This is a genomic window from Pseudoalteromonas lipolytica, from assembly GCF_001306915.1.
GTDB lineage: Bacteria > Pseudomonadota > Gammaproteobacteria > Enterobacterales > Alteromonadaceae > Pseudoalteromonas > Pseudoalteromonas simplex.
Genome location: NZ_LJTC01000007.1, coordinates 23,833 through 39,126, shown reverse-complemented (window position 1 = coordinate 39,126; position 15,294 = coordinate 23,833). Strand labels below are relative to the sequence as shown.

Annotated in this window: 13 protein-coding genes; 10 read left to right on the top strand and 3 right to left on the bottom strand. The window is 42.2% G+C overall.

Going from position 1 to position 15,294, the window contains the following annotated elements; genetic code table 11:
• Positions 1-181 precede the first annotated feature (181 nt).
• The 3 genes from dapD to map are packed head-to-tail and all read right to left on the bottom strand — an operon-like array spanning position 182 to position 4,459.
• Positions 182-1,009 (bottom strand): 2,3,4,5-tetrahydropyridine-2,6-dicarboxylate N-succinyltransferase, encoded by an 828-nt coding sequence (gene dapD, locus AOG27_RS11270; protein WP_054553126.1) that lies wholly within the window; start codon positions 1,007-1,009, stop codon positions 182-184.
• A 9-nt stretch (positions 1,010-1,018) separates the two neighbouring features.
• The gene (gene glnD, locus AOG27_RS11265) at positions 1,019-3,637 is read right to left on the bottom strand and encodes a [protein-PII] uridylyltransferase (RefSeq protein ID WP_054553125.1); all 2,619 of its coding nucleotides are present in this window, start codon (positions 3,635-3,637) and stop codon (positions 1,019-1,021) included.
• A gap of 12 nt (positions 3,638-3,649) precedes the next feature.
• The gene (gene map / locus AOG27_RS11260) at positions 3,650-4,459 is read right to left on the bottom strand and encodes a type I methionyl aminopeptidase (protein WP_228290538.1); all 810 of its coding nucleotides are present in this window, start codon (positions 4,457-4,459) and stop codon (positions 3,650-3,652) included.
• A gap of 247 nt (positions 4,460-4,706) precedes the next feature.
• Here map and rpsB point away from each other — a divergent pair, with 247 nt between their 5' ends.
• The 10 genes from rpsB to AOG27_RS11210 all read left to right on the top strand — a co-directional run bounded on the left by rpsB (position 4,707) and on the right by AOG27_RS11210 (position 15,294).
• Positions 4,707-5,435, top strand: coding sequence for a 30S ribosomal protein S2 (gene rpsB, locus AOG27_RS11255; RefSeq protein WP_054553123.1), 729 nt, complete (start codon positions 4,707-4,709; stop codon positions 5,433-5,435).
• 103 nt (positions 5,436-5,538) lie between these two features.
• A complete protein-coding gene (gene tsf, locus AOG27_RS11250; RefSeq protein ID WP_054553122.1) occupies positions 5,539-6,390 on the top strand; it encodes a translation elongation factor Ts in 852 nt (283 codons plus the stop codon).
• Positions 6,391-6,541: 151 nt separating this feature from the next.
• The gene (pyrH, locus tag AOG27_RS11245; protein WP_054553317.1) at positions 6,542-7,291 is read left to right on the top strand and encodes a UMP kinase; all 750 of its coding nucleotides are present in this window, start codon (positions 6,542-6,544) and stop codon (positions 7,289-7,291) included.
• Between the two features lie 14 nt (positions 7,292-7,305).
• A complete protein-coding gene (frr, locus tag AOG27_RS11240) occupies positions 7,306-7,863 on the top strand; it encodes a ribosome recycling factor (protein ID WP_054553121.1) in 558 nt (185 codons plus the stop codon).
• A gap of 104 nt (positions 7,864-7,967) precedes the next feature.
• The gene (locus AOG27_RS11235) at positions 7,968-8,747 is read left to right on the top strand and encodes an isoprenyl transferase (RefSeq protein ID WP_054553120.1); all 780 of its coding nucleotides are present in this window, start codon (positions 7,968-7,970) and stop codon (positions 8,745-8,747) included.
• A 22-nt stretch (positions 8,748-8,769) separates the two neighbouring features.
• The gene (locus AOG27_RS11230; RefSeq protein WP_054553119.1) at positions 8,770-9,636 is read left to right on the top strand and encodes a phosphatidate cytidylyltransferase; all 867 of its coding nucleotides are present in this window, start codon (positions 8,770-8,772) and stop codon (positions 9,634-9,636) included.
• A complete protein-coding gene (gene ispC, locus AOG27_RS11225; RefSeq protein ID WP_054553118.1) occupies positions 9,633-10,832 on the top strand; it encodes a 1-deoxy-D-xylulose-5-phosphate reductoisomerase in 1,200 nt (399 codons plus the stop codon). The genes AOG27_RS11230 and ispC overlap by 4 nt, the downstream gene beginning before the upstream one ends.
• 1 nt (position 10,833) lies before the next feature.
• Positions 10,834-12,186, top strand: a complete 1,353-nt coding sequence (gene rseP / locus AOG27_RS11220; protein WP_054553117.1) for a sigma E protease regulator RseP — start codon at positions 10,834-10,836, stop codon at positions 12,184-12,186.
• 105 nt (positions 12,187-12,291) lie between these two features.
• Positions 12,292-14,763, top strand: coding sequence for an outer membrane protein assembly factor BamA (gene bamA, locus AOG27_RS11215; RefSeq protein ID WP_054553116.1), 2,472 nt, complete (start codon positions 12,292-12,294; stop codon positions 14,761-14,763).
• Between the two features lie 12 nt (positions 14,764-14,775).
• The gene (locus AOG27_RS11210) at positions 14,776-15,294 is read left to right on the top strand and encodes an OmpH family outer membrane protein (protein ID WP_054553115.1); all 519 of its coding nucleotides are present in this window, start codon (positions 14,776-14,778) and stop codon (positions 15,292-15,294) included.

Below are 15,294 nucleotides of genomic sequence, written 5' to 3'. Positions count from 1 at the left end.
ACAATTTAGCTGAGGAGCTTTAAGTTAAAAGCCTTAAGTCCTAAGTTTTAAGCTCTAAGTACAAAAAAGCGCGAAACTAGTTAGCATCGCGCTTCTTGAATTTTTAAACTTACAGCTGACGGCTGACGGCTGACGGCTGACGGCTGACGGCTGACGGCTGACAGCTTAAAGCTCCGCTTTATTATTCATCAATCGAGCGAAGTAGGGCATTAATACCTACTTTTTCGCGAGTTTGCTGATCCACTTTTTTCACGATGATGGCGGCGTATAGGCTATGCGAACCATCTTTTGACGGAAGTGAACCTGGAACAACAACCGCACCTGCTGGTACTCGGCCGTAATGGATTTCGCCAGTTTCACGGTCATAGATACGTGTGCTTTGGCTGATATAAACACCCATCGAGATAACGGCGCCTTCTTCAACTACAACGCCTTCAACAATCTCAGAACGTGCGCCAATGAAGCAGTTGTCTTCAATAATAGTTGGGTTAGCTTGTAGTGGCTCAAGTACACCACCAATGCCTACACCGCCAGATAAGTGAACGTTTTTACCAATTTGTGCACATGAGCCAACCGTTGCCCATGTATCAACCATTGTACCTTCATCAACGTAGGCGCCAATGTTGACATAAGATGGCATTAACACCACATTTTTACCTACAAAGCTGCCTTTACGTGCCACAGCATTAGGCACAACACGCATGCCGCCTTGTTGGAATTGCTCTGGTGTATAGTCGCTAAACTTAAGGGGTACTTTGTCGTAAAACTGATTAACACCATCGCTCATTGGTTGGTTATCACGAATACGGAAAGACAGTAGCACCGCTTTTTTTAACCATTGATGTACAACCCACTCACCACTGATTTTTTCAGCAACACGTGCAGCGCCGCTATCAAGTAATTCAAGCGCGTCGATAATAGCTTGTTTAACTTCACTTGATACCGTGCTTGGGCTGATGCTATCGCGGTTGTCCCAGGCGTTTTCGATCATGGTTTTTAAATCTGACATAAGATCCTCTTATTCGGTTTCTGCGTTGAGTTTTTTACGCAATGCTTGATGAATTTTAGCCTGTTCTTCGTCTGTTAATGCTTGGTATTCATTATTTGATACTACGAAGAAATCTTCTGCACGTTCACCAACTGTGGTGATCCGTGCGGCATGAATATGTAATAAATGCGCTTGAAATACTTCCGCAATTTTTGTTAATAGACCCGGAATATCCACCGCCTGAATTTCAATTAAACTGCGGTCTTTACGGGCATGCGGTCTAAGCACAATTTTTGGTTTGATATTAAAGTCTTTGAAGCGCTGTGAGCGATTCTTTTTAAGGCGAATTTTCTTTTTCGGGTCGCTAATTGCAAGATCTAAAGCACGTTTAATGCCTTGCGAACGGTTACTCGCAATCGGGTCACCATTGACCTCTAAAATAACAAAGCTAAATAGCACGTAGCCATCTTTTGTGGTCAGTACTTGCGCATGTTGAATTTGCGCTTTTTTCGAACCAATCACACTCACTAAACGTGAGAATAAACTGCCCGAGTAAGGGCTATAAGCAAATACTTGTGTACCACCATGCATTGCGGTGTTAGACACGGCAACGCTAGGCTGGCTTAAGTCGTCACAGCTTAGTAAGTGCTCTGTGTGCCACGAAATCTGTTGCTCGCTAAAAGCAGTAAAATAATTGGCTTTAAAGCGACTCCAAATTAAGTCGATTTGATCTTCGTTACAACCGTGGTTCAGTAAGCGCTGTTTGGCTTGCTGTTTTTTATCACGTATTTGGTCACGTTGGTCCATTGGGTTTTCAAGCCCTAAACGAAGCGCTCGCTGGGTGTGTAAATATAGCTCACGTAGTAGGGTATTTTTCCAATCGTTCCACAGGTTATCGTTAGTTGCGCGAATATCGGCCAAGGTTAAGCAGTACAAGTAATCAAGCTGACGCTCATTTTTCACTTTACTTGCAAAGTCTTTAATCACATCTGGGTCATTAATATCTTTGCGCTGCGCTGTAACCGACATAAGTAAGTGATTAGCCACTAACCACGAAATAAGCTTGCCATCTGAGGCTGGGAAGCGGTGTAGCTTAGCAAACGCGATTGCATCAACTGAGCCAAGCTCAGAGTGATCGCCACCACGACCTTTAGCAATATCATGGAAAATACCGGCTAAATAAAGTAACTCAGGCTTGTCCATGCGAGTGACAATTTCACTACATAGCGGAAATTCGCTGACTTTTGATTTATCAAAGTACTTATAAATATTGTTGATGAGTTTATGGGTATGTTCATCCACGGTGTAGGCATGGAATAAATCGAACTGCATTTGCCCAAAGATATTACGCCACTGTGGTAAGTAGGCAGCGATAATACCGTGCTTGTGCATCAGCGTAAATGCGCGCCCCATACCGTTAGGGTGTTTGATTAAACGCAAAAATGCTTCGCGACAGGCGGCGTAATCTTGTAAATCCCCCAATAAACGACGGCGAACTTGGCGCATTGTACGTATGGTACTTGGGTAAATATGGGTGATTTCTGGGTTATCAGCAATATGCTCGAACAATACAAAGAGCTGATCACGGCGGAAAAACACCGATGGATTCTTAACACGAATTTGATGACCAATACGCTCAAAGTTACGGTCAAGCTCAATCACAGGTAACTCACCAGCACCCGGTAAAATGCTTTGTTCAAAGTATGAAAGCAGCATTTGGTTAAGCTCACGTACGCGGCTCATGATCCTAAATAAGCGTTTCATCATGCGCTCGACCGAGGCTTTACCATCACTACCAAAGCCAAGAATTTCAGCGGCGTTAGGCTGATGATCGAACAATAAGCGGTTTTCAGAGCGACCCGCAGCGATGTGTAGCGCAAAACGAATGTTCCATAGGTTTTCTAAACACTCAGACAGCTCTTGATATTCTTCGTGAGTAAGATAGCCGTGATTTATAAGTTCTTGTAATGTTTCGGCTCTAAAGTGCTTTTTAGCAACCCAAATAATGGTCTGTAAGTCGCGCAGGCCACCTGGGTTTTCTTTGATGTTAGGCTCAAGGTTATAAGCTGTACCATGGCATTTTTTATGGCGTAAACTTTGTTCTTGTACTTTTGCCAAAAAGAATTCGTCTGAGCGCCAAATCGGCGTATCAATTAAATGATTTTTTAATTTTTCGAATTCGATATGGTTACCGAAAATTAATCGGCTTTCGAGTAAGCTGGTGGCAAATGTCACATCTTCACGTTTTTGTTCTAATGCTTGTTCTATAGTGCGAACGCTGTGACCAATTTCTAAATTTAGATCCCAAAGCATGGTAACGAACTGGCCAATTTTCTCGCACACGGCTTCACTTGGCTGCTCGCTTACCAGCAACATAAAGTCGATATCGGAATAGGGGTGCAGTTCGCCACGACCATAACCACCCACAGCAATCAGGGCTAAGTCACTTTCATGAGCAAGGTCGTAATCGTGAAACAGTTTAATTAATAAGCGGTCGATAAACTCAGCGCGGGCATTAATTAAGTTGCTAACTGGTTGTTTTGAGAATTCGTTCTGTAGCCATTTATAAAAATAACTAGAACAGTCGCGATAATCGCTAAGTTGCTCAGCTTGGCTGAGCAACTTTTTTACTTTATTGGGTAATGCCACTGGGGCTGGCTCCTAGTGTTCGATGATCCTGTCAATAGTATCATCTGATCGGAGCGTTAAAATTTCAACACCATTTTCAGTCACTAACAGTGTATGTTCCCACTGTGCAGACAATGAACGGTCTTTTGTTACAACTGTCCAGTTGTCTTTAAGTAGCTTACATTGGCGTTTACCAGCATTAACCATAGGTTCGATTGTTAAGCACATACCTGCTTTTAATACTTCACCAGTACCTGGTTTACCGTAGTGCATTACTTGAGGTTCTTCGTGGAACTCAGCACCAATGCCGTGACCACAATATTCACGAACGATAGAATAGCTAAAGCTTTCTGCGTATTTTTGAATTGCAGCACCAATATCACCTAAGCGTACGCCTGGTTTAACCATTTTAATTGCAAGGTATAGGCTTTCTTGAGTGATATCTGCAAGGCGCTTGCCTTGAATGTTAGGTGTACCAACGTGGAACATCTTCGATGTATCACCGTGATAGCCATCTTTGATCACAGTCACGTCGATATTTACGCTATCGCCTTCTTTAAGTGGTTTGTCATTTGGAATACCGTGACAAATTACATGGTTCACTGAGGTGCAAATTGATTTTGGGAAACCGTGATAATTAAGCGGTGCTGGAATAGCATCTTGAACATTAACAATATAATCATGACAAATTGTATTTAGTTCATCTGTGGTTACACCTGGCACCACATGCGGTTCTATCATTTCTAGTACCTCGGCGGCTAAGCGCCCGGCAACACGCATTTTTTCGATTTCTTCAGGGGTCTTGATCACAGCACTCATTGAGGCTCCAAAGTTGTTTTTCAGGTCAGTTTTTAGTGCACAAATTTTGCACTAGACGTTGAGTTTTCAATTTTAATATGGTATAAAGCGCGCCGTCTTTTTACAAATAAATTCTTAACTGATTTTTTGTATTTAAGGCAAACACAATTTTATTTTAACACACACACGTATCGTCACATACACTTGGGTGCACTTAAGTTACAAATTAACTGCGGTGTTGGTGCTATGGGATATGTGGAGGCCTAACCCTAAATTATAGAGGATTATACAAATGGCAAACGTTTCAATGCGCGATATGCTTCAAGCTGGTGTTCACTTTGGTCACCAGGCACGTTACTGGAACCCTAAGATGAAGCCTTTCATCTTCGGCGCTCGTAACCGTGTACATATCATCAACCTAGAGCAAACTGTACCAATGTTCAACGAAGCACTTAAGTTCTTATCGAACGCAGCTTCAAACAAAGGTAAAGTACTTTTCGTTGGTACTAAGCGCGCAGCAAGCGAAGCAGTTAAAGAAGCCGCTCTTCAAAGCGAGCAGTTCTACGTAAACCACCGTTGGTTAGGTGGTATGTTGACTAACTGGAAAACAGTTCGTCAATCAATCAAGCGTCTTAAAGACCTTGAAGCGCAAAGCCAAGACGGTACTTTTGAGAAATTAACTAAGAAAGAAGCGTTAATGCTTACTCGTGAAATGGAAAAGCTTGAAAAGAGCCTTGGTGGTATCAAAGACATGGGCGGTCTTCCAGACGCGCTTTTCGTTATCGATGCAGACCACGAGCACATCGCTATCCGTGAAGCTAACAACCTAGGTATTCCAGTTGTTGCTATCGTTGATACTAACTCTAACCCAGACGGTGTTGATTACATCGTACCTGGTAACGACGATGCGATCCGTGCTATCCAACTTTACACAGGCGCTGTATCAGCTGCGATCACTGAAGGTCGTGAGAACAACATCGTTGCTCAAGCTGAGAAAGACGACTTCGTAGAAGCTGAGTAATTAGCTGTCATCAAGTCTTCATCTAATTAAGATGAAGACTTGTTATTCTTGTTAAGCGGCCTATACCGCTTCCCTATAACAGAATTCAATTGAGGATATTCTAATGGCTGTAACTGCTGCCCTAGTTAAAGAATTACGCGAGCGTACTGGCGCTGGCATGATGGATTGTAAAAAAGCGTTAACTGAAACTAACGGTGACATCGAGTTAGCGATCGAAAACATGCGTAAGAGCGGTGCTGCAAAGGCTGCTAAAAAAGCAGGTAACATCGCTGCTGAAGGTACAATCTTAATCAAAGAAGGTAACGGTTTCGCTGCACTTCTTGAAGTTAACTGTCAAACTGACTTCGTTGCTAAAGACGCTAACTTCCTTGGTTTTGCTAACCAAGTTCTTGACGCTGCTGCAGAATCTAAAGCAGACATCGATGCACTTAAAGCACAATTCGAAGAAACTCGTGTTGCGCTAGTTGCTAAAATCGGTGAAAACATCAATGTTCGTCGCGTTGAGTACATCGACGGTGACAAGCTTTCTTCTTACCGCCACGGCGACCGTATCGGTGTTGTTGTAGTTGGTGAAGCTGACGAAGAAACACTTAAGCAAGTTGCTATGCACGTAGCTGCGTCTAAGCCTGAGTTCGTAAACCCAGAAGACGTACCAGCTGACGTTGTTGAAAAAGAAAAAGCAGTTCAAATCGATATCGCGATGAACGAAGGCAAGCCTGCTGAAATCGCTGAGAAAATGGTTATCGGTCGTATGAAGAAATTCACTGGTGAGATCTCTCTTACTGGTCAAGCTTTCATCATGGAACCTAAAAAATCAGTTGGCGAAATTCTTAAAGAGAAAGGCGCAACTGTTACTAACTTCATCCGTTTAGAAGTTGGTGAAGGTATCGAGCGTAAAGAAGAAGACTTCGCTGCTGAAGTAGCTGCTCAAATCGCTGCTGCAAAAGGCGAGTAATTTTCTAACTTAGTGACGTAGGGCAATAAGATGAAATTAATCTGCTATTAGCTTTTGCGTCACTGATGAAAATTCTTTAAAATAACCGCGTTTTATGTGTAACCATAGCGCGGTTATTTTTTATCTCATTACTAAGGCTGGCCCAAATATTATGACTATCAATCGTAAACCTATTTTTAGACGTGTTCTTCTTAAACTTAGCGGTGAAGCATTAATGGGAGACGAAGGCTTCGGCATCGACCCAAAAGTACTTGACCGTATGGCTCAAGAAATTAAAGAACTTGTAGAGCTCGACGTAGAAGTAGGTTTAGTTATCGGTGGCGGTAACTTCTTGCGTGGTGGTTCATTAGCAGAAGCGGGTATGAACCGCGTAGTTGGCGACCACATGGGCATGCTTGCGACTGTAATGAATGGTTTAGCAATGCGTGATGCACTGCACCGTGCATTTGTAAATTGTCGTTTAATGTCTGCTATCCCACTGAACGGTGTGTGTGATGCTTACAACTGGGCAGAAGCTATCAGCCTATTAAAATCTGGCCGCGTTGTAATTTTCTCAGCGGGTACAGGTAACCCATTCTTCACGACTGACTCAGCAGCGTGTTTACGTGGTATTGAAATTGAAGCAGATACTGTAATCAAAGCGACTAAAGTGGATGGTGTTTACTCTGATGATCCAGTGAAAAACCCAGACGCTACACTATATCGCCACTTAAGCTACAATGAAATCATTGATAAAGAGCTTAAGGTTATGGATTTAGCTGCATTTACGCTGGCGCGTGACCACAACATGCCATTAAGCGTATTTAACATGAATAAATCAGGCGCGCTTAAGCGTGTTATTATGGGCGAAGATGAAGGAACGCTTATCTCTTCACAAGCCTCAGATGAAACTAGCAAATAGATTAGGATTGAACCGTGATTAACGATATCAAAAAAGATGCGTCAGAACGTATGCAAAAAAGTGTTGCGGCACTAGGCAGTCAATTATCTAAAATTCGCACAGGCCGTGCGCACCCAGCATTACTTGACGGTATTCAAGTGTCTTACTACGGTGCTGACACGCCATTAAACCAAGTTGCTAACGTAACAATTGAAGACTCTCGTACACTTGCAATTAGCGTGTTTGATAAGTCACTAGCGCAAGCAGTAGAAAAAGCGATCATGGCTTCAGATTTAGGTTTAAACCCAATGTCTGCAGGTACTGTTATTCGTGTTCCACTTCCTCCACTTACAGAAGAGCGTCGTAAAGACCTTATCAAAATCGTACGTGGCGAAGTTGAAAGCGGTCGTGTTGCGGTACGTAACATCCGTCGTGATGCAAATGGCGACATTAAGAGCTTATTGAAAGAAAAAGATATTTCTGAAGATGAAGCACGTCAAGCAGAAGACGAGATCCAAAAGCTTACTGATAAGTTCATCAAAGAGATGGACGCACAACTAGCTGCAAAAGAAGCTGAGTTAATGGAAATCTAATCGCTGCTGTTTATCTTTCAGACACTGATTCTGTAAGTAAACAGGCGTAACTAAATTTATTAGTTTTGAAACGCCGTCTAGGGTATACTAGACGGCGTTTTTTTATGGAATACTCGATATTTATGGTTCTTAACGCTGATAAAATTTCCCAGCAAAGTTTGCCTAAGCATGTCGCTATAATCATGGATGGCAACGGACGTTGGGCACAAGCGAAAAATCGCCCACGTGTTTATGGGCACAAAAAGGGCGTTGATGCGGTTCGTCAATCAGTGCAATTTTGTACTCGCTTAGGTATACAGTCGTTAACACTATTCGCATTTAGTAGCGAAAATTGGCGACGTCCAGAAGACGAAGTAAATACGCTCATGGAGCTATTTTTATTTGTACTGGGCAAAGAAGTTAAAAAACTTCATAAAAATAATGTAAAGCTAAACATAATTGGTGATTTATCACGCTTTTCAGAAGGTTTGCGCAATAAAGTTGATGCAGCCCATGAATTAACTCGTAATAATACGGGTCTACAGTTAAACGTGGCAGCTAATTATGGTGGACGTTGGGATATTACTAACGCCGCAACAACGCTTGCGAAAAAAGTCGCAGCCGGTGAAATGGCCGCAGAAGATATTACTGAAGAGCTAATGGCTGAACAAATGAGTATGGCCGACCAAGGTGAGCTTGATTTAATGATCCGCACCGGTGGAGATTTACGCATCAGTAATTTCCTTTTATGGCAAGCGGCTTATGCTGAGCTTTACTTTACCGATACGCTTTGGCCAGACTTCAATGAAGCTGCATTTGCTGACGCTATCGCATGTTACGTTGCCAGAGAGCGACGATTTGGTTGTACAGGCGAACAAATAAAACAATTACTCGCCGAGACCTAATTACTAGTTGAAGGTACACACATTGCTAAAACAACGAATTTTAACCTCGCTCGTGTTGGCACCACTTGCACTTATTTTGGTTTTTTATACCCCATTAACACTATTTAGTTATATCGCCGCTGGTATTGTTTTGCTCGGTGCGTGGGAATGGTCTGCATTTATGGGCCTATGCGATAAAGTTAAACGTTTTGGATTTGTTGCAGCAACGGCTGCATTTTTGGCATTACTTAACTGGCATTGGCCCATTGAATCACTTTGGCAAAATGGTCAATTAGTGGGTGATGCAAACTACCTATTTACCTTGTCATTTGCATGGTGGATTGTGGCAACTTATTTAGTTTGGCGCTACCCAGCTATGGCAAAGGCTTGGAATGAAGGCATTGTAATGCGTGCCATTGCAGGCTTTTTAACGCTAGTGCCACTTTGGCTTGCACTAAATACACTACGTAGCGCAGGGTATGGTGAATCTACTCACTTTGGTTCAATGTTAATTTTAGTTGTACTTGGTATTGTATGGAGCGCTGATATTGGTGCTTACTTTACTGGTAAAAACTTAGGTAAACGTAAACTAATGCCAAAGGTAAGTCCTAATAAAACGATTGAAGGTTTATTAGGTGGTGTAGTAGCTTCGGTTGTTTTTGTTTTAGCATTTTGTCACTTCACTAATGTTGATATGAGTGTTTGGCCAATCTATGCCGTGATGACTGCATTTATCGCGTTATTCTCAGCCGTAGGCGATTTACTCGAAAGTATGTTTAAACGAGAAGTTGGCTTGAAAGACAGCGGTTCATGTTTACCTGGTCACGGCGGTATTTTAGACCGTATCGATAGCTTAACCGCAGCTGCGCCAATCTTTGTACTTTGTTACGCGTGGACACTGAGTTTATGAGCAAAGTTGAGCAACTTGTCGTACTGGGCGCAACTGGTTCAATCGGTTTAAGCACCTTAGACGTTGTTTCTAGAAACCCAGAGCGTTTCGCGGTTTTTGCTCTAGCGGCGGGGAAAAATGCCGAGCAAATGGCTGAGTTGTGTATCGCACATCAGCCTAAATTTGCTGTAATGGCTGATCAACAAGCCGCTAGCGCGCTTTCAAACTTACTCACTAATAGCGAATGTAACACTCAGGTATTAGCAGGTGTTGAGGCGATGTGTGAGCTTGCTGCACATACAGATGTTGATGCAGTGATGTCGGCGATAGTAGGTGCAGCAGGTCTGTTACCGACTTTAAGTGCAGTTGAAGCTGGCAAAAAGGTCTTGCTCGCTAATAAAGAGTCGCTCGTTATGTCAGGTCAGTTGTTTATTGATAAAGTAAAACAACATGGCGCCACTTTACTGCCTATCGACAGCGAACATAATGCGATTTTCCAATGTATGCCAGCATCGCTACAAAATACATCTGGCTTACTTGCTGACAATGGCGTGAGCAAAATCTTGCTGACTGGTTCTGGCGGTCCCTTCTTAAAGCGTGATTTAGCGACATTATCATCAGTGACTGTTGCAGAAGCGGTGGCACACCCTAATTGGTCGATGGGACAAAAGATTTCTGTTGATTCAGCCACTATGATGAATAAAGGCCTAGAGTTTATAGAAGCCAAGTGGTTGTTTAACTGCTGTGCCAGTGATATTGAAGTGGTGATCCACCCACAAAGTATTATTCACTCTATGGTGCAATATCAAGATGGCTCAGTGCTTGCGCAAATGGGCAATCCAGATATGCGCACACCAATAGCGCATGCTTTAGCTTTTCCTGAGCGTGTCGATGCGGGTGTAAAACCGCTCGATTTTTCACAAATGGCAGATTTTACTTTCACTAAACCAGATTATGCCCGTTACCCTAATTTAAAACTTGCCATTGATGCGTGTGAAATGGGGCAAGGTGCAACCACCACAGTAAATGCGGCGAATGAAATTGCCGTTGCTGCCTTTTTAAATGGTCAAATCGGCTTTACAGATATTTATCGAATTAACGCTGAAACGCTCAACGCAACACAAAACATCAACGTGCAAACTCTCGATGAGATTTTAGCTTGCGACCAAGCTGCACGTGTAAAAGCGACTGAGTTTGTAAAAAGAGGCATCAACTAGCATGTTTGATTTTTTCTGGAATCTTGGCTCATTTATTCTCGCCTTAGGTATTTTAGTGACTGTGCATGAATATGGTCATTTCTGGGTTGCGCGAAAAGCGGGCGTGAAAGTGCTGCGTTTTTCAATTGGCTTTGGTAAGCCGTTGATCAAGTGGTACGACAAACAGCAAACCGAATATGTGGTTGCTGCAATCCCACTAGGTGGTTATGTCAAAATGCTTGATGAGCGTGTTGACGAAGTGCCGCCAGAGCAGCGTCATTTATCATTTAATGCTAAATCAGTAAAAGCACGTATTGCGATTGTGGCTGCAGGCCCGATGGCAAACTTTTTATTCGCTATTTTTGCACTTGCTGTGATGTATATGGTGGGGGTGCAGTCATTAAAACCTGTGGTGGGTGAGGTGACTCAAGGCAGCCGTGCCGCTGCTGCTAAGATTGAGCCAAACCAGCAAATTATTAAAATTGGTGAAGACGACATTAACACTTGGCAAGATGCCACATTCTCACTTATGAGTCGCTTAGGTGAGCAAAGTGTTGTGGTAACGCTTCGTGATCAAAATTATCAAAAACATGTGCGTACTCTTAATTTAGATGGTTGGAAATTAGATCAACAAGACGTTCCGCCATTAACCTCGATAGGTATTGTACCGTTTCGCCCTAAAGCACTTTTAGAAGTAGCCATGATCAGTAAAGGCTCGGCGGCAGAAGCTGCAGGTTTACAGGTTAACGACAAAATACTTGCTGTAAATGGTGAAAATATCAGCAGTTGGAGCAAGTTAGTTTCATTAATTCAGCAATCACCTAACAAATCCTTACAATTTAGTGTACAAAGGCAAGATAGTATAAAAGAACTGACAGTAACGCCACAAAGCAGAACCAATGATACAGGCGTTGCTCAGGGCTTTTTAGGTGTGTCTCCGGTGGTCGAGCCATGGCCAGAAAACTATATTGAAACTAGACATTATGGCCCCGTCGATAGTATTGTGCTGGGCATACAAGAAACATGGCGTTTAATTACCCTTAGTTTTGACATGATTGGTAATTTAATTACTGGTCAGGTGTCGGTTAAAAATTTAAGTGGTCCGGTGGGCATTGCAGTTGGCGCGGGAACTAGCGTAAGCTATGGCTTGGTTGCCTTTTTAAGCTTTTTAGCATTAATTAGTGTAAACCTTGGTGTATTTAACTTATTGCCGCTGCCAGTGCTAGATGGTGGGCACTTAATGTATTACATAATTGAACTTTTTCGCAAAAAGCCGGTCTCTGAGAAGACGCAAGAATTTGGTTTTAAAGTGGGGGCCTTGCTGCTTCTATTTTTAACATGTTTCGCTTTGTTCAATGATGTATCGCGTTTATAACAAGTAAGCGAAAAATTCCAATTTGAACACGATTGTAAAACACCAAAAAGTTTATTTAAAAAGGTGTTGAGCGGTAATACAGTTGTAAAGGATAAAGATAACAAAATGGCTATAAAAAAACATTTGGCAGTTTCAAGTTTATTAGGCGCTAGCTTTGCAGCCCTAGGCCAAAACTCCTTTATTGTAGAAGATTTAAAAGTTGAAGGTTTACAGCGTGTTGCACTGGGTGCTGCGTTAACGCATATTCCGATCAATGTGGGCGATAATATTGATGAGTACACAATTTCAAGAACCATAAAGGCTCTCTATCGTTCTGGTCACTTTGACAATATTAAAGCATTACGTGATGGCAACAGTGTTATCTTCCGAGTGACTGAGCGCCCAACGATCAGTATGATCGAATTTGATGGCAATAAAGATATCAAAGATGAGCAGCTAAATGAGTCGCTAGACCAGCAGGATATCCGTACTGGTGAGCCGCTTGATAAAACAGTTCTTGATAACATTGAAAAAGGTCTAGTTGAATTCTTCCACAGTATTGGTAAGTACAATGCAAAGGTAGAAGTTAGTATCACTAAGTTACCTCGAAATCGTGTAAAACTATTATTTGAATTTGATGAAGGTGATGCTGCATCAATTCGTCAAATCAATCTCGTTGGTAACGAACTTTTCTCTGATGAAGAGCTGCTTAAATTAGCTGAGTCACAGCAAGATTTGCCGTGGTGGAAGTTCATGTCGAGCGACCGTTATCAAAAGCAAACCATTGAAGGCGATTTAGAGAAAATTCGCAGTTACTACCTAGACCGTGGTTACCTGCGCTTTAATATCGATTCAACACAAGTATCTGTAAGCCCTGAGCGTGACTCTGTTTATGTAACAGCAAATATCACCGAAGGCGTTAAATACAAAGTGAAAGGCTTTGACTTTATTGGTGACTTGTTAGGTCGTGAAGAACTCATCAGAAGTGTTATCCCGCTGAAAACAGGTGAGCTTTATAATGGCTCTGTTGTGACCTCTTCAGAAGAGTTTATCAAAAGCTACTTAGCGCGTTTTGGTTATGCTAACGCTGAAGTGCGTACCATCCCAGAAATTGATGATGAAAATAAAGAAGTTCAATTAACGCTATCGGTTAATCCGGGTAAGCGTGTTTATGTTCGTCGTATCATTGTGGGTGGTAACCAAAATACCTCTGATGAAGTAGTGCGCCGTGAAATGACACAGCTTGAAGGTGCGTGGTTGTCCAATCAAAGCCTTGAGCGCTCTAAACTGCAAATTCAGCGTTTACCCTACATGGAAAGCGTTGATTTTAATGTGGTGCCAGTACCAGGTGTAGATGACCAAGTTGATGTAGATTTTACTGTGAAAGAACAATCTGCAGGTAGCTTTAACGCAGGCCTTGCCTATGGTTCTTACTTAGGTCTGCAATTTAACATTGGTGTCAGTGAATCAAACTTCTTAGGGACCGGTAACCAAATTGGTTTCAACATCAATACCTCACGTGGTTCTGAGCGTATTAGTGTGTCTTATACTGACCCTTACTTTACGCCTGATGGTGTATCGCAAGGTAGTAGCATTTTCTACAGTAACTACGATGCGAGTAAGTTTAGCCTAATCGACTATAAATCGAAGAGCTATGGTATTGGTACTAACATTGGTTTCCCAATCGATGCAGTAAACCGTATTAACTTTGGTGTTCGTTGGGTACAAGAAGAACTGTCAGATATTGCTGAGTACGAGCAAACACGTGTTATTCGTGAAACCTTCTTAGATCCAAATAACCCAGATGCAGGTTTTGACTTTACTAAGTACGAGCTAAGTGCAGGTTGGTCACGCGTTACTGTAAACCGTGGTTTATTCCCAACAGCAGGTTCGCGCCAATCTCTTAACTTAACTGCAACAACGCCAAACTCTGATTTACAGTACTTTAAGCTAAATTACGATTCACGTTTTTATTGGCCAATCAGTAATGACCATAGCTGGGTATTCTCAACGCGTGCGGCGCTTGCATATGGTAATGGTTATGGTACAACCAATGGTTATGACCAAACACTACCGTTCCAAGAGTTCTTCAGAATAACTGAAATGGAACTACGTGGTTTTGATCGAAATACGATTTTACCACGTGCTGTATCACGTGTTCCGCAAACTATCCCTGGCACGCCATCACATGATGGTGCACCGACAGGTAGCATTGGTGGTGCATCAGAGTTTGACCAGCTTTACACAGCAGGCCGAATTGGTGGTAACGCCAAAGCGGTCGCAGGGATGGAGCTTATTGTTCCAACACCTTTCTTAGATGAAGAAAACACTAGCTCTGTACGTACCAGCTTCTTCGTAGATGCAGCAAACGTATGGGATACAGAGTTTAATATTGACCGTTATCAAAACCTGTCAACAGATGAGCGTGCTAAATTGGATGATTACTCAGATCCGATGCGCTTTAGGGTTTCAACCGGTCTTTCTCTACAATGGATCTCTCCGATGGGTCCAATGCTGATCAGTTTTGCGTATCCATTGCAAAAAGAAGAAGATGACGATACGAAGACCATCAGCTTTAACATTAGTAATACATTCTAAAGGAGTTTTTTCGTGAATAAATCAATTAAATCAACAGCTTTTGCACTACTTGCTACTTTATCTATGGGCCTATCTACTAACGCATTTGCCCACAAAGTAGGTATTGTTGATATGCAAGAAATCTACAAACAAATCCCACAAATGGCGAAAGTAGAGCAAACTTTAGAAGCTGAATTCTCTGAGCGTCGTCAAGAGCTAGAAAAACTTCAAGGTGATATTCGTTTTGAAGCTGAAAAGTTCAAGCGTGAAGCGACAACTATGAGCGACAAGCAGAAAGAAGAATTACGTACTAAGATTCAAGGTATGCAGCAGCAACTTGCTGAAAAAGGTCGTCCTTTAGAGCAAGAAATCAAAATGCGTCAAAACCAAGAACTAGCTAAAGTTCAAAAGCTAATCTTAGATGCAATCGAAGAAGTAGCGAAAGCTGGCAAATTCGATGAAGTTAAAGTTAAAGAAACAACGATTTATGTTAACCCTAAAACTGTCGATGACTTATCAAGCAAAGTTGTTGAAAAAGTAAGTAAGCAATAG

Excerpts from the sequence above, each read along its gene's own strand:
- tsf (WP_054553122.1), top strand. The coding sequence starts at position 5,539 with ATGGCTGTAACTGCTGCCCTAGTTAAAGAATTACGCGAGCGTACTGGC.
- rseP (WP_054553117.1), top strand. The coding sequence starts at position 10,834 with ATGTTTGATTTTTTCTGGAATCTTGGCTCATTTATTCTCGCCTTAGGT.
- AOG27_RS11235 (WP_054553120.1), top strand. The coding sequence starts at position 7,968 with ATGGAATACTCGATATTTATGGTTCTTAACGCTGATAAAATTTCCCAG.
- rpsB (WP_054553123.1), top strand. The coding sequence starts at position 4,707 with ATGGCAAACGTTTCAATGCGCGATATGCTTCAAGCTGGTGTTCACTTT.
- dapD (WP_054553126.1), bottom strand. The coding sequence starts at position 1,009 with ATGTCAGATTTAAAAACCATGATCGAAAACGCCTGGGACAACCGCGAT.
- bamA (WP_054553116.1), top strand. The coding sequence starts at position 12,292 with ATGGCTATAAAAAAACATTTGGCAGTTTCAAGTTTATTAGGCGCTAGC.
- ispC (WP_054553118.1), top strand. The coding sequence starts at position 9,633 with ATGAGCAAAGTTGAGCAACTTGTCGTACTGGGCGCAACTGGTTCAATC.
- pyrH (WP_054553317.1), top strand. The coding sequence starts at position 6,542 with ATGACTATCAATCGTAAACCTATTTTTAGACGTGTTCTTCTTAAACTT.